Genomic DNA, 21,419 nt, shown 5'->3' with positions numbered 1-21,419 from the left:
TAATCCGCCGCTAATCTCCAGGTGCCAGTGCATGAGTAAACGCAAATTAAACCGCCGCCAACAGTGGCGCGTCGCCAAGATCCAGCAGGAGCGTGAGGCCCGCGCGCGCAAGCGCGAAGAGTCCGCAGAACAAGCTCTGGACGACGGTCAACTGGGCCAGGAACAGACCGGTCTTGTCATCGCCAACTATGGCACCCAAATTTTGGTGGAAAGTGAGAGCGATGCTTCCCTGCGCCAACGCTGCCACATGCGTGCCAATATCGATACCCTGGTAACCGGCGATCGCGTCGCTTGGCGTCCCGCCACTAGTGATAGCGATGGCGGCTATGGGGTTGTGGGTGCGCGGTTGCCGCGCAACTCAGAGCTGCAGCGCCCTGATCGCTACGGCGACCTGAAAACCGTAGCAGCCAATATCGACCGCATTGTGATTGTTATAGCCCCCTACCCGGAGCCCTTCGCTAATGCCATCGACCGCTACCTGGTCGCCGCAGAGACCACCGGTATAGCGCCAATCCTGCTGCTGAACAAGATCGACCTGATCGACGATGGCAACCGCCAGGCACTGGATACCCTACTGGCCCCCTACCCCGACCTCGGCTACCCAGTACTGCGCCTTTCCACTAAAACCGGCGAGGGCCTGCCACAACTACTCGAGACCCTGGCCAAGGGCAGCAGCGTCTTTGTCGGGCAGTCCGGCGTGGGTAAATCTTCACTGGTCAACGCCCTGCTACCGAGTGCCGGCGCCCGTACCGGCGCCCTGTCCGAGGCAACCCTGAAGGGCACCCACACCACCACCGCAGCGGAACTGTTTCACCTGCCCAGCGGAGGCGATCTGATAGACTCTCCCGGCATCCGCGAGTTTGGCCTCTGGCATATGGAGGAGGCCGCGCTACTGGAAGGGTTTGTGGAATTCCGCCCCTTTATCGGCCACTGCCGCTTTCGCGACTGCAACCATCAGGGCGAACCCGGCTGTGCCATTCACGAAGCACTGGCCAACGGCGACATCAGTGAGCGCCGTATGAACAGCTTTTTACACCTGCGCAACAGCCTGGAATCGGAGAATAAATTTTGAACCTGATTATTGAGGCGGAAGAGCTCGCCGCCGAGCTGGAGCATGAAGAGCTATTGATTGTCGACCTCAGCTCCCTGCAAAATTACTTGAACGGACACATCCCCGGCGCCCTGCACCTACCATTTCAGGCACTGATGGCGGGTACTGCCCCTGCGCCGGGTAAACTCCCCAGCGCCGAGCAGCTGACCCGAGTTTTTCGCGCTATTGGCCTGCGCCCGGAAACCCATGTAGTGGCCTGTGATGATGAAGGCGGCGGCTGGGCCGGACGCCTTCTGTGGACCCTGGAGAGTATTGGCCACCGCAATTACAGCTACTTAAACGGTGGTATGCACGCTTGGCGCGGTGCCGGGTTACCACTGACCACTGAAGAACCACAGGCTGCCCCAAGCGATATCGAAGTCTCGATCGATACCGATGCTGCCATGAGTGCCCGGGAAATCCAGGAGCATCTTGGCAACCCCGGCTTCCTCGTTTGGGATGCCCGTTCCCCCCAGGAGTACAGTGGAGAAAGGGTCTTGGCTACCAAGGGCGGTCATATTCCCGGCGCAATCAACTGCGAGTGGACCCAGCTGATGGACCCTCAGCGCGACCTGCGTATCCGCACCGATGCGCGCGAGCTACTCGCCAAGCTCGGCATCAATGAAAAACATAAAATCGTCACCCACTGCCAAAGTCATCACCGCTCTGGTTTTACCTGGTTGGTGGGTAAGTCCCTGGGTTTTGATATTCGCGCCTACCCAGGCTCCTGGAGTGAGTGGGGCAACCTGCCCAATACGCCCGTCGAACAGTAAGTATTACCGGAAAACGTTGTACCCGTATGAATCCAAAACTCTTTACCACCCTGCAATACCTGACTCCGCAACACGCTCTTTCCCGCGCTGCGGGCTGGCTGGCGAACACCGAGATCAAGTCGATCAAAGACCCTTTCACCCGCTGGTTTGTCGAAAAGTACGGTGTCGATATGCAGGAGGCCAAAGAGACCGATTGCACCGCCTATCGTACCTTTAACGACTTTTTTACCCGTGAACTCAAAGAGGGCGCACGGCCGATTGTCAGTAGCGAGGGTAGCCTGGCCTGTCCCGCAGATGGCGCCATCAGTCAGCTCGGTGCTATCCACAATGGCCGTGTGTTCCAGGCCAAGGGGCACGACTACAGCTTGCTGGAATTGGTGGGTGGTGATCCGGAATTGGCGGCCCAATTTGACGATGGCCACTTCGCCACCGTGTACCTGTCACCCAAGGATTACCACCGGGTACATATGCCTATCGACGGCACCCTGCGCAGTATGACTTATGTGCCGGGCCAGCTGTTCTCGGTCAACACCGTAACCGCCGAAAACGTACCGCGCCTGTTCGCCCGCAACGAGCGCCTGGTGTGTGTATTCGATACTGAAGCCGGACCCATGGCCATGATTTTGGTTGGTGCCATGATCGTTGCCGGAATCGAGACTGTTTGGGCGGGCCAGGTGGCGCCCCATACCCGCGATGTGCGCACCACCAACTATCTTGAGAATGCACCGATTCACCTGCGAAAAGGCGAGGAGATGGGGCGCTTTAAATTGGGCTCCACAGTCATCATGTTGTTTGGGACGGATCAAGTGCGCTGGCTGGACAGCCTTGAGGCGGAAACCCCTGTGCGTATGGGTGAGTATTTCGGCAGCATGATAGCTGACGCCGGCTGATTCTTCGGGAGAGCGGTAAGTTACGCCGCTCTCAAGGCTTCCCCCGGGAATAAACTATCTCGCCAGGCGCGAGAAAAAGCGGGACAGCTGCCCACCACTATTGAAAAGGTAATCGTCCCGCACCGCCGAGGTATTCACCTCCGGATAAGCCCCTGGCTCTATATCCCGCACTATGCTGATCTTTTCCTCCGGGCGCATCTTGCCACGCTCAATCAGCTTTTCTGCGCGATCCTCGGCAGCCGCCAGGTCAAACAGGCGCGGTTTACTCAGCTGGCGCTTGTGCGCATCCAGCACAATCATCACCTTGGGGCGCAAACGCCGGTCATAGGTCTGCTCCACCACTACACCCACTTCGCCACTGGAGAGCTCTACCTGGGTACCGGTGGGGTAGAGTCCTATCGCCTGAATAAATTCGACGACCAGCTGTTCTTGGTAGGCGATGCCACGCAGGTCATAGAGTTCGGCCACGGCCTTTGAAGGCGCTATGGGCTGGCTGGCGCCGCGGGGGTTCGTCGCTTCATCATAAAAAGTAACGATGCCGCACATGCGCGCCAATACGGGAATCTTGTCACCGCGCAAGCCACCGGGATAACCACCGCCGTCGTGGCGCTCGCGATGACCGCGCACAATATCAATCACCTGGGGGTCGACCTGGGCGTCTGCCGATAGCATCTGCACGCTGTGCTGCACAAATTTACGATACTCCAGCTCGCTGCGCGGGTCGCGCTTAGGCATCTGCAGCACTTCTGCGGGAATCGATAACTTGCCCACATCCTTTAACAGGGTGGCCACCCCCAGCTGCACCAACTCATGTCGCGCCAAGCCGATATGTCGGCCAAACAGCACCGCCCAAATACTGGCGCGTACCGAGTGACTGTAAGTATGTTCATCCCTGTCTCGCACTCGCGCCAACCAGGCGAAAGCATCCGGGCTGCGCAGCACACTCTCAACCAGATCCTCTACCACCCGGTTCATCTGTGGCACCGGCAGTGGTCGATTGCTCGCTACCAGCCCCATAACTTCACCCATGCCGCGCAATATCTGGCCGTGCAACTTGCGCGCATTGCCTGCCTCGCGCTGGGCGGGCTGAGGGGGGGGGTAAGTCTTGTGAGAGACCGCAACGGGGCGGCAGGGAATGGTGACGCGCACAGCGGCTCGGCCATGCCCTTTAGCACTTGCACCACTAGCGCCGATCAAACGGCGCAAGGTAACACCGGCACTGCCTACGGTTTTGTGCACATCGACATAAACAAAACGGCAGTACTTCTGTAGTTGGCGAATCTCCTCCAAATCGCGGATATAAAAGCCCTGCAGGGCAAATGGAGTCTGTGTCCAGGGTTTGTCTAGCCTGGACACAAACATGCCGCGCTGGAGATCACCGACGGAAATTTTTGCCTGTTCGAGTGCCACTTGGGGAGGTACCGACCACTGTAGTAAATGCTTGGAGACCGCCCTCAGCAAGGGCCCCGTTTCTAAATCCGGGCCCCCTCGGGCAAGCGCACATTTATATCACGGACAGATATTGGCGAGCACCTATACAAAGTGAGACTGCATTCACAGACTCAGACACTAGTTGCCACAGTTAGACGTGATATTTTGCGGAAAGCTCTACCACTGCCTCGATCATGGCGCCGGCATGGGCCGGATCTACTTTCGGAGTAATACCGTGGCCAAGGTTGAAAACATGGCCACTACCCTGGCCGTAGGACTGCAGCACAGCTTCCACTTCTTGGCGGATGCGCTCTGGACTGGCGTAGAGCACGGAAGGATCCAGATTACCCTGCAGGGCAACGCGATTCCCAACACGGGCGCGGGCACTGCCGATATCGGTGGTCCAATCGAGCCCCAGAGCATCAGCACCGGTATCCGCCATCGCTTCCAACCACTGACCACCCCCTTTGGTGAACAGGATAGCGGGCACCCGGCGGCCATCGGCCTCTTTGATCAGACCGTTGAGAATACGCTGCATATATTGCAGGGAGAACTCGCGGTAGGCGCTGTGACTTAAGGCGCCGCCCCAGGTATCGAAAATTTGTACCGCCTGGGCACCGGCGCGAATCTGTGCATTCAGGTAGTCGGTCACCGAATCGGCGAGTACAGTCAGCAGCTGGTGCATCAGCTCGGGGCGGTTGTAGAGCATTTCTTTGCTGCGGGCAAAGTCCTTGCTGGAGCCGCCCTCAATCATGTAAGTGGCCAGGGTCCAGGGGCTGCCGGAAAAACCGATCAACGGCACACGACCATTTAGCTCGCGGCGAATGGTGGACACAGCGTTCATCACATAGTCCAGATCCCGTTCGCTGTTCACCACTTCCAATGCCTCAATATCAGCGGCAGTGCGCAGCGGCTTATGGAATTTGGGGCCCTCGCCCTCGGCAAAATAGAGCCCAAGGCCCATAGCATCTGGGATGGTGAGGATATCGGAGAATAAAATCGCCGCATCGAGTGGGTAGCGTTCCAACGGCTGCAGAGTGACCTCGCACGCCAATTCGGTATTACGGCATAGATCCATAAAGCTCCCAGCCTCGGCGCGGCTGGCGCGGTACTCGGGTAGGTAGCGACCCGCCTGGCGCATCATCCACACTGGTGTTCGATCCACGGGCTGGCGCAACAAGGCGCGGAGAAAGCGGTCGTTTTTCAATTCGGACGGTTTGGTATCAGACATAGGTACACCGAGCGGGCTAAAAAAACGGCCATTGTACAGGGGGCGGGGCCACTAGATACAGCTTGGCAACAATATCATCCAGGCAGGTTGAGGGCTGGTGCCGCTCTACAAAGATATAAAAATGGGAGGCTTAAAGCCTCCCATCCGCAACCGGGAAAATCAGATATCCAGATAATCGAGAATACCCTCACCGGCCTGGCGCCCTTCCCAAATAGCTGTTACCACCAGGTCGGAACCGCGTACCATATCGCCACCGGCAAAGACCTTCTCGTTGGAGGTCTGAAACTTGTATTTCTGTTCTTCCGGGGCAACGACACCACCCCAGTCCGCTACTTCAATGCTGTGCTCGGCAAACCATTCCGCCGGGCTTGGGCGGAAACCGAAGGCGACCAGCACGATATCTGCCGGGATGACTTCTTCGGAACCGGGCACCACCTGCGGACGGCGACGTCCATTTTCATCGGGCTCACCCAACTCGGTAGTGACTACTTTCACTCCAGAGACCTTGCCGTCGCCAACAATTTCTACCGGCTGGCGGTTAAACAGGAACTGCACCCCTTCTTCTCTGGCATTGACCACTTCGCGGCGGGAGCCCGGCATATTTTCCTCATCGCGACGATAGGCACAGGTCACGCTCTTGGCCCCCAGTCGAATAGAGCTGCGGTTACAGTCCATGGCGGTATCACCGCCACCCAGCACCACTACACGCTTGCCTTCCACCGAGACAAATTCCGCAGGGTCCTTCTCCCAACCCATATTGCGATTGACGTTGGCCACTAAGAACGGCAAAGCATCGTGCACGCCGGGCAGGTCCTCACCAGGGAAGCCGCCCTTCATGTAGTTGTAGGTACCCATCCCCAGGAATACGGCATCATAGTCATTGAGCAACTGCTCGAAACTGATGTCCTTGCCCACCTCGGTATTGAGACAGAACTCCACCCCCATCTCAACAAACACCTCGCGGCGCTTTTCCATCACCGATTTTTCCAACTTGAATTCCGGAATACCGAAAGTGATCAGGCCGCCGATCTCCGGATGCTTGTCGAAGACCACCGGCTGTACGCCGTTGCGTATCAGGATATCGGCGCAGCCCAGTCCGGCTGGGCCCGCGCCCACAATCGCGACTTTTTTACCTGTCTTTTCCACATGGCTGAGATCCGGACGCCAACCCAGGGCAAAGGCAGTATCAGTGATGTACTTTTCAGCATTGCCGATGGTCACAGCGCCGAAACCGTCGTTGAGGGTACAGGCGCCCTCGCACAGGCGGTCCTGGGGACAAACGCGCCCGCAAACTTCCGGCAGGGTGTTGGTCTCGTGGCAGAGTTCCGCCGCCTCGATCACATTCCCCTCGCTGATCAATTTCAGCCAGTTGGGAATATAGTTGTGCACCGGGCACTTCCACTCACAGTAGGGGTTGCCGCAGTCTAGGCAGCGGTGTGCTTGGCTCGCCACCTGGTTTTCACTGGATGGCTGGTAAATCTCCACAAATTCACTGGTGCGCGCGATGATATCTTTCTTCGGCGGATCTATACGGGCCACGTCGATAAACTGGAAATCATTGTTCAGTCTGTCTTTCATACTGTCTCTCCACCCCAGCCTTATTCGCCGCGCTTGCGCACGTCAGAAAGAAGATCCGCAAGGCTCGCCGCCTTAGGTTTTACCAGCCAGAACCGGCTCAGGTAATCGTCGAAGTTATCCAGTAGCTCTTCACCCCAGGCGCTGCCGGTCTCCGCGACATAGGCTTCGATCACTTCGCGCAGATGACTCTGGTGCGGCTCGAGAATTTCACTACTGATACGGCGCAGCTCAATCAGCTCGTGGTTGCAGCGGTCGAAGAAATCGCGCTCCAGATCCAGCACATAGGCAAAACCACCGGTCATACCGGCACCAAAGTTGTAGCCGGTGCGCCCTAGCACCGCGACCATTCCACCGGTCATGTATTCACAGCAATGATCGCCGGCCCCTTCCACTACGGCGAAGGCACCGGAATTGCGCACAGCAAAGCGCTCGCCGGCACGGCCAGCGGCAAATAACTTACCGCCAGTAGCACCGTACAGGCAGGTATTACCGACGATGCTGGTGTCTTGGGAAGCAAACTCACTACCCTCAGGCGGTCGAATAACCAGCTTACCGCCGGCCATGCCCTTACCGACATAATCGTTGGCATCCCCTTCGAGATACATCTCCAGCCCCCCGGCGTTCCATACGCCGAAAGACTGCCCGGCAACTCCATTGAGGTTGAGTTTTATTGGCGCCTCCACCATGCCCTGGTTGCCGTGGCGCTTGGCGATCTCGCCAGAAAGACGCGCCCCCAGAGAGCGATCGCAGTTGGTCACCTCGAAGCTGAATTCACCACCAGTCAGGTTCTCAATGGCGGGTAGAATTTCTTCCACCATGCGCTCGGCCAACTCGCCCTTATCCCAGGGCTCATTTGTGGCCTGCTGGCAGGTTTGCGGTTTGCTATCGAGTAGTGCATCGGTATGCAACAGCGGCGACAGATCCAGTTTCTTCTGCTTGTCGGTTTCTCCCTCAATGATGCGAAGTAGGTCTACACGGCCGACCAGCTCTTCCATGGTGCGCACACCAATGCTCGCCATCCATTCGCGGGTTTCCTCGGCAACAAAGCGGAAGAAGTTCATCGCCATTTCTGCGGTGCCGATATAGTGCGCATCGCGCAAGTTCTTGCGCTGGGTCGCGATACCCGTGGCACAGTTATTCAGGTGACAGATACGCAGGTATTTACAGCCAATCGCCACCATTGGCGCAGTACCAAAGCCGAAGCTCTCCGCACCGAGAATCGCCGCCTTGACTACATCCAAGCCAGTTTTAAGGCCCCCATCCGTCTGCACACGAACTTTGCCGCGCAAGTCGTTGGCTCGCAGGGTCTGGTGTGTTTCCGCCAGGCCCAATTCCCAAGGTGAACCAGCATAGCGAATAGAGGTGATCGGGCTCGCTGCAGTACCGCCGTCATAGCCGGAAATGGTAATTAAATCCGCATAAGCCTTAGCCACGCCAGCGGCGATAGTGCCAACTCCTGGACGGGACACCAGCTTTACGGATACCAGTGCATCCGGGTTAACCTGTTTGAGGTCGTAGATCAGCTGGGCCAGATCCTCAATGGAGTAAATATCGTGGTGCGGTGGCGGTGAAATCAGGGTGACACCGGGCACCGAGTAGCGCAGCCGAGCAATCAGGTCATTCACCTTACCGCCGGGCAACTGACCACCCTCACCGGGCTTAGCGCCCTGAGCCACCTTGATCTGCAGCACTTCGGCATTGACCAGATAGTGCGGCGTCACGCCGAAACGGCCGGAGGCGATCTGTTTGATTTTGGAGACTTTGTCGGTGCCAAAACGGGCCGGATCTTCACCGCCCTCTCCGCTGTTGGAGCGTCCACCCAGGCGGTTCATGGCCTGAGCCAGAGATTCGTGCGCCTCGGGAGACAGAGCTCCCAGGGACATAGCAGCGGAGTCAAAGCGACGCACAATCTGCTCGACCGGCTCCACTTCCTCCAATGGCACAGGCTCAAGGTTTTCCTTGAAGGCCAGCATATCCCGCAAGGTTGCCACCGGGCGCTGGTTGACCAGTTCCGAGTAATCACGCCAAGCGGAGTAATCCCCAGTACTGGCCGCTCGGCGCAGGGCCGTCACCACATCCGGGTTAAAAGTATGGTATTCGGTGCCATGCACATATTTGTGCAGGCCCCCGGGGGACACCGGCTTACGCGCTTTCCAGGCGATATCCGCACGCGCGGCCATATCTGCCTGCAACTCGGCAAAGCCGGCGCCTTCGATACGAGTGGGTGCACCGGGGAAACACAGGTCCACCACCTCTTTGGAAAGACCGACCAACTCAAACAACAGCGCACCGCGGTAAGAGGCTACCGTGGAGATACCCATTTTTGACAGGATTTTTAACAGGCCCTTGATGATGCCGTTGCGGTAATTCTTCTGCGCTTCTGCCGCATCCAGCAGCAACTCTCCCCTGTCGATCAGGTGATTAATAATGCTGTAGGAGAAATAGGGATGTACTGCCGTCGCTCCCACACCCACCAAGCAGGCGAGCTGGTGCGCATCCCGTGCACTGGCGGTATCCACCACCACATTGGAATCACAGCGCAGGCCCGCATGCACCAAATGATGGTGCACGGCACCGGTGGCGAGCAGCGCATCTATGGGCAGATGGCCCTGGCGAATATCGCGGTCGGACAGCACCACAATCACGGTGCCGGCACGAACAGAAGCCTCTACCTTGGTACACAGACGTTCAATTGCACTATGAAGATCCAGATTTGCCGGATCGTAGTTCAGGTCGAAAATTTCCGCGTCGAAACCGGGGCGATCCAGCGACAGTAACGCGGTGTATTTCATATGGGAGAGCACCGGCGAGGACAGAATCACGCGGTCGGCGTGCTCTGGCGTCTCCTCAAACACGGATTTTTCACGGCCCAAGCAGGTTTCCAGGGACATCACCACCGTTTCCCGCAGCGGGTCTATAGGCGGATTGGTCACTTGGGCAAACTGCTGGCGGAAGTAATCGTAGAGCGAGCGGTTGTAGCGGGACAGCACCGCCATCGGCGTATCGTCGCCCATGGAACCCACCGCTTCCTGGCCGGCTTCCGCCATCGGACGCACTACCTTATCGCGCTCCTCCAGCGAGGAACTGAACAGTTTCTGGTAGACCTTAAACTGTTGGTGGGAAAAATTATTGTCAACCGGTGCGGTCACCAAGGTGGAGCGAATACGGCGCGCCTTCTCTTTCAGCCAGCGTTTATAAGGCTGGGCGCGCTTGAGCATATTGTCGATATCGGCAGTGTGGTACAGCTTGCCTTCCTGGGTATCCACAGAAAGCATCTGCCCGGGCCCGAGACGCCCTTTAGCTACTACATCTTCCGGTGCATAGTTATAAACACCGACTTCCGAAGCCACGGTAATAATATCGTCTTTGGTAATCACCCAGCGGGACGGGCGCAGGCCGTTGCGGTCGAGAGTACATACCGCGTGACGGCCATCGGTCATCACCAAGCCGGCGGGGCCATCCCAGGGCTCCATATGCATGGAGATGTATTCATAGAAAGCGCGCAGGTCTGCATCCATGCCCTCAACATTTTGCCAGGCAGGCGGCACCAGCATGCGCACCGCACGGTGTAGCTCCATACCACCCGCCAACAACATCTCCAACATATTATCCAAACTGGAGGAGTCGGAGCCCTCGCGGTTCACCAGCGGTACCAGCGCATTCAGCTCGGGAATCAGCTCGGTAACAAATTTGTTGGTGCGTGCCACCGACCAATTGCGGTTGCCGGTAATGGTATTAATTTCACCATTGTGCGCCAGCAGGCGGAAAGGCTGGGCCAGAGGCCAGCGCGGCATGGTATTGGTAGAGAAGCGCTGGTGGAAAACACAGATAGCGGTTTCCAGGCGCGGATCCGCCAACTCAGGGAAGAATTTCGGCAGATCCGCCGGGATCATCAGTCCTTTGTAGGAGAGCACACTAGTCGATAGGCTGGCGATATAAACATCACCACTCAGCTGCAACTCGGCCTTACGCCGGGCCACATACAGCCGAGCATTAAAACGGGCTTCACCCAGTGGCTCTTCGGCATCATTGATCAGCAGTTGTTCGAAGCGAGGTTGGCAGTCCCTGGCGATGGGGCCAAGACACTCGGGGTTGGTGGGCACGGTGCGCCAACCAACAATCCGCATTCCTTGCGCCTGCAGCTCAGACTCAAAGATTTGACGAGCGCTCTGCGCCTCACTGTCATCCAGAGGCAACATCACCGAACCTACGGCATAGGCCTCAGTGAGTTCCAGACCGAACAACTTTAGCGCTTCCTCGCGCAGGAATTTATCGGGCTTCTGCAGCAGCAAACCGCAGCCATCGCCAGTTTTACCATCGGCGGCAATACCGCCGCGGTGGGTCATACAGGTGAGGGACTCAATGGCCGTCTGTACTAACTTATGGCTCGCCACACCCTGTAAATGAGCGATCAGACCAAAACCACAGTTGTCCTTAAACTCATCCAACTGATACAGACTGCTACCCATAGAATTCCTCGTCACTATCGATTGGGGGACCACAGGCACTGCCGATAGCGGCCTGATATGGGCAAAAATGGCTTAACGCTCGCGCTACGCTCTCCTGCGGTCCCTAAGTAAAAGATCCCGAGATAAAAAAAGCCCTCTAATGGGGCTTTCTTTATTGTTCTTATTGGCGGTTATTTTGCCCCGCCATTATTTCCGGGGGGCGCGCAATATTACTTGCTTACCACTACATTTTCAATAATTCACAGTTTTTTTAACTGCCAAACAAAAATAAGGCAGATTTATTTCCTGTCGACTTGATTTTAAGTGATCGTACTCTCTAATAAGCGCAGTTCGCGAATCCCCTGTCACCTGGCACCACAGTTCCTTAGCGCATCTATAACTTTTTCCTGAGGCGTATCATCGACAACTTTTGCGTCCCCCAAAGATCTCAGCAATACCAAACGCAACTTGCCATCCAGCACTTTCTTGTCTAACTGCATAGCCTGTAGAAAATCATCGACACTCATATCCGCGGGAGACTGCTGCGGCAACTGGGCTATTTGCAGCAGCTGACGAACACGCTGAACCAATTCACTGTCCACGTCTCCCAGTAAATGCGAGAGCTCCAGAGCCATCACCATTCCTGCGGCCACCGCCTCACCATGCAACCAACGCCCGTAGCCCTGCACAGTCTCAATTGCATGTCCAAAGGTATGACCAAAGTTTAATATGGCGCGGCGGCCTGCCTCACGCTCATCACTAGCCACAACCTCTGCCTTATCACGACAACAACGATCCACGGCATAAGCCAAAGCCTTGGGATCTCGCGATAAGAGTGCATCAATGTTGGTCTCTATCCAGTGGAAAAATGGTGCATCACAGATCAGGCCATACTTGATTACTTCAGCAATACCTGCTGAGAATTCACGATCTGGCAGAGTCGTCAATGTATCCATATCGGCAAGTACTAGCCGGGGCTGGTAAAAAGCCCCAATCATGTTTTTACCTAGCGGGTGATTGACGCCAGTCTTACCTCCCACAGAGGAGTCGACCAGGGCAAGGAGTGTAGTGGGCACCTGAATAAAATCGACGCCGCGCTGATAACAGGCAGCGGCAAATCCACACATATCTCCCACAACACCACCCCCTAGGGCAATTAGCGTAGTCGTGCGGTTGTGACGCTGTTCCAATAGAGCGTCAAAAATTCGATTGACGGTATCCAAAGTCTTGAAGGCTTCCCCGTCGGGTAGTTCGACAACATCAACCTTATCAAAGTCAGAGAGCCCATCCAGTAAGCGGGACAAATACAGGGGAGCCACTGTCTCATTTGTAACCACACAGATCTGGCGCCCACGTAAATAGGGCAGTAAATATTGTGAGTCGGCTAATAACTTGGACCCAATGACAATGGGGTAACTGCGCTCCCCCAGTTCCACATTAAAACAGTGCACAATGCTCTCCTTCCCACTAGCGCCAATATGTAGCGCATTGAGTTAATGAGACGCACTTTAGCACAGAGTGAAAAAGGGGTTATTGGGAGAGGCTTTCCATAAGGCGCTCAGCAACCAGGGCTGATGCTTGCTTGGGGGTCAGGTCATCAGTGTCGCAGATAACATCCGCAACTTCGCGATAAAGAGGGGCGCGTTCTTGTAAAATTTCTTCAATACGCGCGCGTGGATTGGGCACTCGTAAAAGAGGGCGGTTACTGTTCTTGGAAGTGCGTTCCAGCAACTGCTCTACCCCGGCCTGTAAATAAATCACATGACCAAACTTTTGCAGCAACCTCCGGTTTTCCTCCAGTAGAACGATGCCACCACCGGTGCCGATAACTTGGTGGGGACCCAGACAAAGTTCTTCGAGCACTTCACTTTCGCGTCGACGAAAGCCGGCTTCGCCTTCTACATCAAATATCCAGGGGATATCTGCCCCTGTGCGTTCTTCCAGCACTTTATCGGTATCAGCAAAAGGCAGCTGCAATTGTGCCGCTAACAACCTGCCAATCGTGGATTTGCCGGCCCCCATGGGGCCGACTAAAAAGATGGAGCGGTTAATCACTTAGATAAAAAAGTCTCACTTTCGATAATACGCGGGGTGATAAACATCAATATCTCACGTTTATCATCTGTGCGTACAGTTTTCTTAAACAAGTTACCTATGTACGGAATGTCTCCAAGTAAGGGTACCTTAGTCTCCCCCTCAAGAACATTGCTCTCAAACACACCGCCTAAAACAATTGTTTCGCCATTACTGACTAGTACTTTTGTCGCTAGGGTGTTCACATTAATTGTAGGAACAGCCGTATTAGCACTAACGCTAAACAAATCCCCAACACTATTCTGCTCGATATTAAGCGTCATTATTATATTGTTATCTGGAGTTATCTGAGGTGTTACATTTAACTCAAGAACAGCTTCTCGAAATGTCACAGAAGCTGCACCAGAAGAGGTAGCCTCCAAGTAAGGTATTTCCACTCCCGATTGGATATTCGCCTCTTGTTTATCACCAGTTACTACTTTGGGCTGGGATACAATCTCAAGCATGCCCACATCTTCCATCGCAGACAGCTCCAAACCCAAATAAAAATTGTCCTTTAATATCGCATAAGCTAGTTGCCCAGCAGGTGTTCCAACACCTAAGTCCACCAGCAAAGGATCATGGGTGCTGGCCGGTGAAGAGACACTGGGTCCAGATCCAGATCCACCGACACTAGTGCTATTTTGCCCTCCAGAACCAATGACTACAGAGTCATCGTCAATATCATGAGTGCCTGTATAGTTCCACTGAACACCGAGCTCGCGCTCGAACTCACTATTTGCAGTGACGATCCTGGCCTCAATCATCACCTGACGAATAGGAACATCTATAACTTCTATCAGTTCGCGGAACTGTGCGATTTTTTCTTCTGTATCTGTAAGGATAATTGTATTGGTTCGCTCATCTACAATTGCACTACCACGGGCTGACAAAATACTTGCTTGATTAGCGTCTTGTTTACCCCCAGCAAAATTGCCCTTTCCTTGATCATCCGTCTGCTGACCAGAAAATAATGTAAACAGCTCTCCGGCATCAGCATAGCGCACACTAATATATTCAGTTCTTAGTGGAGCCAGCTCCTGCAATTGCCTACGGCTCTCCAACTCCTGGCGCTCTCTTTCTGCAATCTCAGCAGCTGGAGCTACCATAATGACGCTACCTTCCTGGCGCTTATCCAAGCCCTTGGCCTTAAGAATCAAATTCAAGGCCTGATCCCAAGGCACACCATCAAGCCGTAATGTGATTCGCCCCTGCACGGTGTCACTTGCCACCAGATTGAGATCAGTAAAGTCAGCAATAATTTGGAGCACGGAACGAACTTCAATATCCTGGAAGTTTAACGAAAGCTTTTTCCCTGTGAATTGAAACTCTTTCTCCTTCTCGCGAACTTCCGCTGCGGACAGAGGTTTTACGCTCAACACGTACTGATTATCGGCTTGATAAGCGAGATAATCATAATCTGCATCTGTCGGATCCACAGCTATTACGGTATTGCGGCCATCAGAGTCTACCGTAATGGCATTCACAGGGGTTGCAAAGTCAGTTACGTCAAGCTTCTGGCGAAGAGATTCGGGCAATTCTGCGCCCAGAAAAGTCAAATAGATTTTGCCTTTGGTGCGTTCCACATCAATATTTACTGCCGGATCAGAAAGGCTAACAATGACTTTACCTTCGCCCTCTTCACCGCGCCGGAAGTCAACCCCGTTAACAGCAATAGCACCCAAGGCATTGAACTGCTTGTTTCCACCAAGATTAAGGCCACTGTCATGGGTGGGGGATTGTGGAGATGAAGCCGTCGCAACTACAGATTCACCAATCTCCATCACGAGCTGGCTACCATGACGTTCACTGGTGTATACCGGCAGTTGATCCAGATTAACAATTAGGCGAGTTCTCCCCTCACTGGAAACTACCACAGCGCTGCGAGCGGCACCTATTCCCAGTGAATATTTCTTTTGTGGTAGCACACTTTCAACACCGGCAAAATCCATCACAATCCGAGCCGGTTGCTCTATTGTATATCCAGTGGGCTCTGGAGGCTCCTCCGTGAAAGTTAAACGCAGCTGAACCCGGCCACCGGGAAGCTCTGAAAACTGTATATCGTTCAGTTGATTCACCTGCGCTTGTAACGCCGCAGGAACCATCAATACAGCGAGCAGTAAAATCTGAAACGGTGCCAAACACTTAGCAAACTGCTTATTAATCATTATCCGTTGTCCTTCTCTTCCAGCGCGAGTGCACGTGGCCTCTCAATCCAGCCCCCGGTACCATCCGGTATAATTTCCAACACATCGAGTTGCGTGGGTGTAGCGCTCACAACTCGCCCGTGATTTTTCCCCAAGTAGTTCCCCACAGTTACTCTGTGAATTCCACCATTACCATCATCAATCAGGGCCCATAACTGGCCATCACGGGAAATCGTGCCCACCATTGCCAAAGCATCAAAGTTAATACTTTCAAGCAACTCTCTACGCCTACTTAAATCAGGTGCTATTTCAAGTCTTCTACCAACTAATCGCTGATCAGACTCCAAAACAGGGCGAGTAAATGGACTCCTCTGAGCAGCGGCACTATAAATATATGGGCTATATGGCGTAAACGTCGGGATAGGCTCAATTTGACCTTTAGGCCTCCGCTCAACCTCAGCCATTCTTTGATGTAAATCATTTTGATCTACATTCATACTGCAAGCAGAAACCGCTAAAAGTGTAGCTACGATGGCTGTTTTTTTTGTCACTCCTCATCCTCCTGATCTTTATAGCGGTAGGTTTTTGCATTGATAACCATATCAAGCAGCCCACCACTATCTCGGTTGGTTGAGATAGTAAAATCATGAAGAGTCACAATCCTAGGCATTCCAGCAATACCACTCACGAAAGAACCAAATTCATGGTACCCCCCTTGAACCTCTATACGAATTGGCAGCTCAACATAAAACTCTCCAACCAACTCACTTTCCAGAGCAACTTTTTCGATCGTTAGGCCGCTACCTCTCCCATACTCATCAATATCCTCTAACAATCCTGGAACTTCTGTATCTTTTGGTAGTTGCTTTAGCAGTGCGCCAAAGGTGCCCTCCATCTCCCTTAGTTGCTCACGATACGCATCCAGATTTGCAGCCTCAAATTGCTTGTTTTCAAACTGCAAAAACAGCTCTTTCTCTTTATTCTGCGCACGTTCCAGGCTGTTATAAAGATCACCTATCCAGAGGTAATACCCAATAAAAACTAAAACTGCTGAAACAATGATTAAGAGAGTAATACGACCAGCTATCGGCCAGACTCCAACTCTTGAAAAGTCGATGTCATTAATATCTAAATCTTGGAGTTGCTTAAGAGTTTCTGCGAATGCCATTATATAATTCCTTTACTCAACGCCAGTGGTAGTTAAATCACTATCGTTAGCATCGTCACTCTTACGACCACTCAAATTTACTGTTAACTGAAAAGCACTCGCTTGTTCCCCATATTCAGGGCTAGCAGTAACATCCGTTAAGTTTGGAGATTCATACCAGTCGGATTGGTCCAAATTGCGCATAAAAGATGATACACGGTTATTGGATTCTGCTACTCCTGACAACTCCAATTGAGAACCTTTGCGGGTAAGTTCAAGGAGCCAAAGCCCCTCAGGAGTTGCCTGTACCAGCTCATCAAAATAACGAACAGCTAGAGGACGGTTCCCCTGGAGCTCCTGAATCACCCGCATTCGATCAATCAGTTCCTGGCGGCGCTTTTTCAGGTCCTTGATCTCACTTACCTGTTTATTTAGAGCATTAATCTTGACCTGCAGTATCTGATTGCGCTCATTCTGGGAAGCGACTTGCCGATCAACCGTTTTCATCCAAAGAAAAACCGACGCCGCAGCAGCAATAATCACCAGCACTAATACTTGCTGAAACTCTTTCTGCTTTTGTGCGCGATATTCCTGGCGCCAGGGGAGTAGATTAATCTTGGCCATCTCAGTACTCCTTCTCCCGCATGGCGAGCCCTGCCGCGATCATCAGCCCTGGAGCCTCTTTGGCTAATATCTGTTGGTTTACCCGAGAAGAGGTAGCCATTTTGTAAAAAGGATTGGCAATCACTGTGGGTTTGCCCAGTTTTTCACCGACCAAATCAGACAAACCTTCCATCGCGGCAACCCCACCACTGAGCAATATGTAATCCACATCGCTGTAGGAAGTCGAAGAGTAAAAGAACTGCAGCGCGCGGGTGACTTGCTGAATCACCGCATCCCGAAACGGCTCCAGAACCTCGGCATAATAGTCATCGGGCAATCCGCTGCCACCCTGGTGCTTCGCCAGAGAGGCCTCTTCGGCGGAGAGGCCGTAGCGCCGCTGAATCTCATCGGTGAGCTGCCGACCACCGAATAGCTGCTCCCGTGTATAAACTGTCTTGCCATCAACCAGTACAGACAGTGCACTCATAGTCGCACCGATATCCACTACCGCAACAACCAACTGCTCTTGGGGAGGAAACTGATCTTCCAGCAGAGTGTAAGTGCGCTCAATAGCGTAAGCTTCCACATCCACGACACCCGCCTCCAACTCAGCCTCACCGAGGGCGGAAACCCGCTGTTCGATATTTTCGCTGCGGCATGCTGCCAGTAACACTTCCACCTGGTCATCCCCTCTTTCAGATGGCCCCTGTACCTCAAAATCGAGACTAACTTCTTCGAGGGGATAGGGAATGTACTGATCCGCTTCCAAGGCAATACGCGCTTCCAGATCCTCATCGGAGAGATCAGCGGGCATTTCCAGGGTCTTAGTGATCACTGCGGAGCCGGATACGGCGACAGCCGCACGGCGCAGTCGGGTTTTGGAACGGCGCACTACCTTGCGGATAGCTTCCGCCGTGGCGCCAACATCATTGATGTTCTTATCCACTACCGCATTCGGCGGCAGGGGTTCCACGGCGTAGCTTTCGACCCGATATTTGTCACCATTGCGACTTAGCTCCAGCAACTTTACTGCGGTCGAGCTAATATCGAGTCCCAACATGGCCTTCGGGCCTTTATCCAGAAAAGGGAAAATCCCCATTTTTCTTATCTTTTCCGTGGGTTATGAAAGTTTGATGTTATAGCACTTTAAATTACCGCTTCAACCGGCATTTGCATAGGTAATAGCGCACAATATTCGTATAATTATTCACCGAATCACTCAAATGAAGTACACAGAAGCAGTTTCATGACAGTAAAAGCCCGAAATCGTCTACTAGCGCTGCTCTGGCTCTGTCTCGCCGGCGCAGCCGGCGCAGCCATGGTTTTCGCCAGCATTTACCTCTACCTGAAACCCGGGCTGCCCTCAGTCGAAAGCCTGCGGGATATTCGCCTACAGACCCCACTGCGCGTCTATTCACAAGACATGAAACTGATAGGCGAGTTTGGTGAGAAACGCCGCAACCCTATCACCATCGAACAAACGCCAGAACCATTTATCAAGGCAATACTGGCAGCAGAGGATGCGAGCTTCTACTCACACAGTGGGGTTTCGATTAAGGGTTTGATGCGGGCAGCCTCGCAGCTCGTGCAGACCGGCTCAATCCAGTCTGGTGGTAGTACCTTAACCATGCAGGTGGCGCGCAATTTCTTCCTAAGCCGTGAGCAGCGTTTTATCCGCAAGTTCAATGAGATCCTCTTATCACTGCAAATTGAGCGCGAACTCAGCAAAGATGAGATTCTGGAACTCTATATCAACAAAATATTCCTGGGTAACCGCGCCTATGGCTTTCAGGCTGCCGCACATGTTTACTACGGTCGCGACATCAAGGACCTGAGCATGGCACAATGGGCAATGATGGCGGGGTTGCCCAAGGCCCCCTCCACCTTCAACCCCATCGCCAACCCCACTCGGGCCCTGGTGCGCCGCAACTGGATCTTGAAGCGCATGCTCGACCTGGGATATATCGATCAGGATGAGTACAAGCACTCCATTACCGCACCGGTGACCGCCAGCTACCACAGCCGCGATCTGGATCTGGATGCCCCCTATATCGCCGAAATGGCGCGCAAAGAAGCTGTTGAGCTTTTTGGCGACAGTGCCTACACCGATGGCTATCAGGTCATCACCACCGTCAACAGCCGCCTGCAGGACCAGGCGCGCAGGGCACTGCAACACGGCCTCGAAACCTATGATTCACGCCACGGTTATCGTGGCCCGGAACAGCGACTGCCACCGGAACTGCTGCATGACAGTGACCAACTGATTGATCTGCTCAATGAAATCCCTGTGCTGGGTGGGCTTGAGCCTGGGGTAGTCACTGCGGTGGAGCCAAAGCTGTTGCAAGTACAGCTGCGCGACCGCCGTGTGGTCGAGGTTCCCTGGGAGAATGGGCTCGACTCCATTCGCCCCTATATTACTGAAAGCTCACGAGGACCACGCTTACAGTCTGCCGAGAAGATGTTTGCACCTGGTGATGTGGTGCGCCTGCGCCGCATTGAGATTAAGCACACTGAGGTTATCGGCTCCCAGGGCGAACCTACCAGCGCAGGTGGGGCAGCCCAACTTGCTAGCGCCTTTGAAGACACACCCAACCCCGATCCATTTGCAGAGGCCGAAGAAGTCTCTTCCAGCCCCCTGGAGCCACAAATTACTGAGGAATGGGAGCTAACCCAAGTGCCATCGGCCCAGGGAGCCCTAGTCTCTATCGATCCTCAAGACGGCGCCATACGCGCCTTAGTCGGTGGCTATGACTTCCGCCAGAGCCACTTCAATCGCGTCACCCAGGCGGCGCGGCAACCGGGCTCCAGTTTCAAGCCATTTATCTACGCTTCGGCTATCGAGCGCGGCTATACCGCCGCCAGTGTGATTAACGACGCCCCAATAATCTTCGAGGAAACCAACCTGCAAGATGTGTGGCGCCCGGAGAATGATGGCGGCACTTTCCTTGGCCCCACCCGCCTGCGTATGGCTCTGTATAAGTCACGTAACATGGTCTCCATTCGCCTGCTGCAGGCACTGGGGCTCGATTACGCCCTCGGTTTTGTCGAGGGCTTCGGCTTTGACCGCAGTAAATTGGCGCGCAACCTAACCATCGCACTGGGCAGCTCGGCCCTGACGCCCCTAGAAATGGTGCGTGGCTATGCAGCTTTCGCCAATGGTGGCTATCGAGTGGAACCCTATCTTGTTGACCGAGTTTTAGATGTAAATGGCGAAACTCTCTACCAGGCCCTACCACTCACTGTGTGCAATGACTGCCCTGAGCCTGGCAGTGAGTCCCAAGGATTCAATAATCAGGAGCCACTCGACCTAGCGGCAATTCAGCCCGGTGAAGAGGGCCCGGACCAAGGCAAAGAGCCTCCCGAGCTGAAAGTACTCCCGGTAGGCCCACTAGATTCATCCAAGCCCCAAGCACGCCCCCTGGCACCGCGCGCCATGACCCCGGAGACGGCTTACATCATGGATTCCATTCTCAAGGATGTGATCAAAAAAGGCACCGGCCGACGCGCCCTCGCTATGAAGCGCGGTGATATTGCTGGCAAGACGGGAACAACCAACGGCCCGCGCGACGCATGGTTCTCAGGCTATAGCCCCTACCTAGCCACCAGTGCTTGGGTGGGTTTCGACTCTTACGGCGAACTCGGTAAAAATGAGTACGGTGGCTCTGCGGCACTGCCTATCTGGATAGATTTTATGAGTACTGCCCTGGAGGGCTTGCCCGAGCGTCACCTGCCCCAGCCAGACAGCATAACGACCGTGCGTATCAACCCCAAGAACGGCCTACGTACCTCCTATGGCGGCATGTTTGAGATCTTCCGCACCAATAGGGTACCCGGGCGCGAGGCCTACAACCCCTATCGCACCAGATACTCCGACGATGAGATGCCAGGCCGGGACCGCTCGAGTGAGCCACCACCCGAAGAGCTTTTCTAAGATACGGCATCCCTGCCATAAGCCCACTTAATGAGTGGGCATACCAATAAAAGAAAAGGGGCCCATGGCCCCTTTTC

The 21,419-nt window shown here is 54.3% G+C and carries 15 protein-coding genes; 4 read left to right on the top strand and 11 right to left on the bottom strand.

What is annotated here, in order from left to right; genetic code table 11:
* Positions 1–31 precede the first annotated feature (31 nt).
* From rsgA to asd, 3 genes are read left to right on the top strand one after another with little or no spacing between them, the layout of a single operon-like run.
* Positions 32–1,072 (top strand): small ribosomal subunit biogenesis GTPase RsgA, encoded by a 1,041-nt coding sequence (gene rsgA, locus ACJJJA_RS02395; protein ID WP_444887793.1) that lies wholly within the window; start codon positions 32–34, stop codon positions 1,070–1,072.
* On the top strand, positions 1,069–1,863 hold the full coding sequence (locus ACJJJA_RS02390; RefSeq protein WP_444903654.1) for a sulfurtransferase: 795 nt from the start codon (positions 1,069–1,071) through the stop codon (positions 1,861–1,863). Before rsgA ends, ACJJJA_RS02390 begins: the two co-directional genes overlap by 4 nt.
* Positions 1,864–1,889: 26 nt before the next feature.
* Positions 1,890–2,753, top strand: coding sequence for an archaetidylserine decarboxylase (gene asd / locus ACJJJA_RS02385; RefSeq protein WP_444903653.1), 864 nt, complete (start codon positions 1,890–1,892; stop codon positions 2,751–2,753).
* A gap of 54 nt (positions 2,754–2,807) precedes the next feature.
* Here asd and ACJJJA_RS02380 read toward each other — a convergent pair whose 3' ends face one another.
* The 11 genes from ACJJJA_RS02380 to ACJJJA_RS02330 form a co-directional block, all read right to left on the bottom strand.
* Positions 2,808–4,163, bottom strand: a complete 1,356-nt coding sequence (locus tag ACJJJA_RS02380; RefSeq protein ID WP_444883455.1) for a cyclic di-GMP phosphodiesterase — start codon at positions 4,161–4,163, stop codon at positions 2,808–2,810.
* Between the two features lie 172 nt (positions 4,164–4,335).
* A complete protein-coding gene (hemE, locus tag ACJJJA_RS02375; RefSeq protein ID WP_444903652.1) occupies positions 4,336–5,415 on the bottom strand; it encodes a uroporphyrinogen decarboxylase in 1,080 nt (359 codons plus the stop codon).
* A gap of 159 nt (positions 5,416–5,574) precedes the next feature.
* Positions 5,575–6,993, bottom strand: a complete 1,419-nt coding sequence (locus ACJJJA_RS02370) for a glutamate synthase small subunit GltD family protein (RefSeq protein WP_444903651.1) — start codon at positions 6,991–6,993, stop codon at positions 5,575–5,577.
* 20 nt (positions 6,994–7,013) lie between these two features.
* The gene (gene gltB, locus ACJJJA_RS02365; protein WP_444903650.1) at positions 7,014–11,462 is read right to left on the bottom strand and encodes a glutamate synthase large subunit; all 4,449 of its coding nucleotides are present in this window, start codon (positions 11,460–11,462) and stop codon (positions 7,014–7,016) included.
* A 344-nt stretch (positions 11,463–11,806) separates the two neighbouring features.
* Positions 11,807–12,892 carry a 3-dehydroquinate synthase gene (gene aroB / locus ACJJJA_RS02360; protein WP_444903649.1) on the bottom strand — a complete coding sequence of 362 codons (1,086 nt, stop codon included), beginning with the start codon at positions 12,890–12,892 and terminating at the stop codon, positions 11,807–11,809.
* A 79-nt stretch (positions 12,893–12,971) separates the two neighbouring features.
* Positions 12,972–13,493: a shikimate kinase AroK gene (aroK, locus tag ACJJJA_RS02355; RefSeq protein ID WP_252085944.1), complete on the bottom strand. Its 522-nt coding sequence runs from the start codon at positions 13,491–13,493 to the stop codon at positions 12,972–12,974.
* Positions 13,493–15,682: a type IV pilus secretin PilQ gene (locus ACJJJA_RS02350; protein ID WP_444903648.1), complete on the bottom strand. Its 2,190-nt coding sequence runs from the start codon at positions 15,680–15,682 to the stop codon at positions 13,493–13,495. The genes aroK and ACJJJA_RS02350 overlap by 1 nt, the downstream gene beginning before the upstream one ends.
* Positions 15,682–16,212 (bottom strand): pilus assembly protein PilP, encoded by a 531-nt coding sequence (locus ACJJJA_RS02345; RefSeq protein ID WP_444899275.1) that lies wholly within the window; start codon positions 16,210–16,212, stop codon positions 15,682–15,684. Before ACJJJA_RS02345 ends, ACJJJA_RS02350 begins: the two co-directional genes overlap by 1 nt.
* Positions 16,209–16,829 carry a type IV pilus inner membrane component PilO gene (locus ACJJJA_RS02340; protein WP_444899276.1) on the bottom strand — a complete coding sequence of 207 codons (621 nt, stop codon included), beginning with the start codon at positions 16,827–16,829 and terminating at the stop codon, positions 16,209–16,211. Before ACJJJA_RS02340 ends, ACJJJA_RS02345 begins: the two co-directional genes overlap by 4 nt.
* A gap of 12 nt (positions 16,830–16,841) precedes the next feature.
* Positions 16,842–17,432, bottom strand: a complete 591-nt coding sequence (locus ACJJJA_RS02335; RefSeq protein ID WP_444903647.1) for a PilN domain-containing protein — start codon at positions 17,430–17,432, stop codon at positions 16,842–16,844.
* 1 nt (position 17,433) lies between these two features.
* Complete coding sequence (locus ACJJJA_RS02330; RefSeq protein ID WP_252084188.1) at positions 17,434–18,510, bottom strand: pilus assembly protein PilM; 1,077 nt, start codon at positions 18,508–18,510, stop codon at positions 17,434–17,436.
* Positions 18,511–18,657: 147 nt separating this feature from the next.
* Here ACJJJA_RS02330 and ACJJJA_RS02325 point away from each other — a divergent pair, with 147 nt between their 5' ends.
* Entirely contained in the window at positions 18,658–21,342 is a 2,685-nt protein-coding gene (locus ACJJJA_RS02325; RefSeq protein ID WP_444903646.1) for a penicillin-binding protein 1A, read from the top strand.
* Positions 21,343–21,419 lie beyond the last annotated feature (77 nt).

This window comes from Microbulbifer mixtoriginis (SeqCode), from assembly GCF_052466865.1.
Note: the sequence above shows the minus strand (reverse complement) of the source record. Positions and strands in the feature narration are given on the sequence as shown.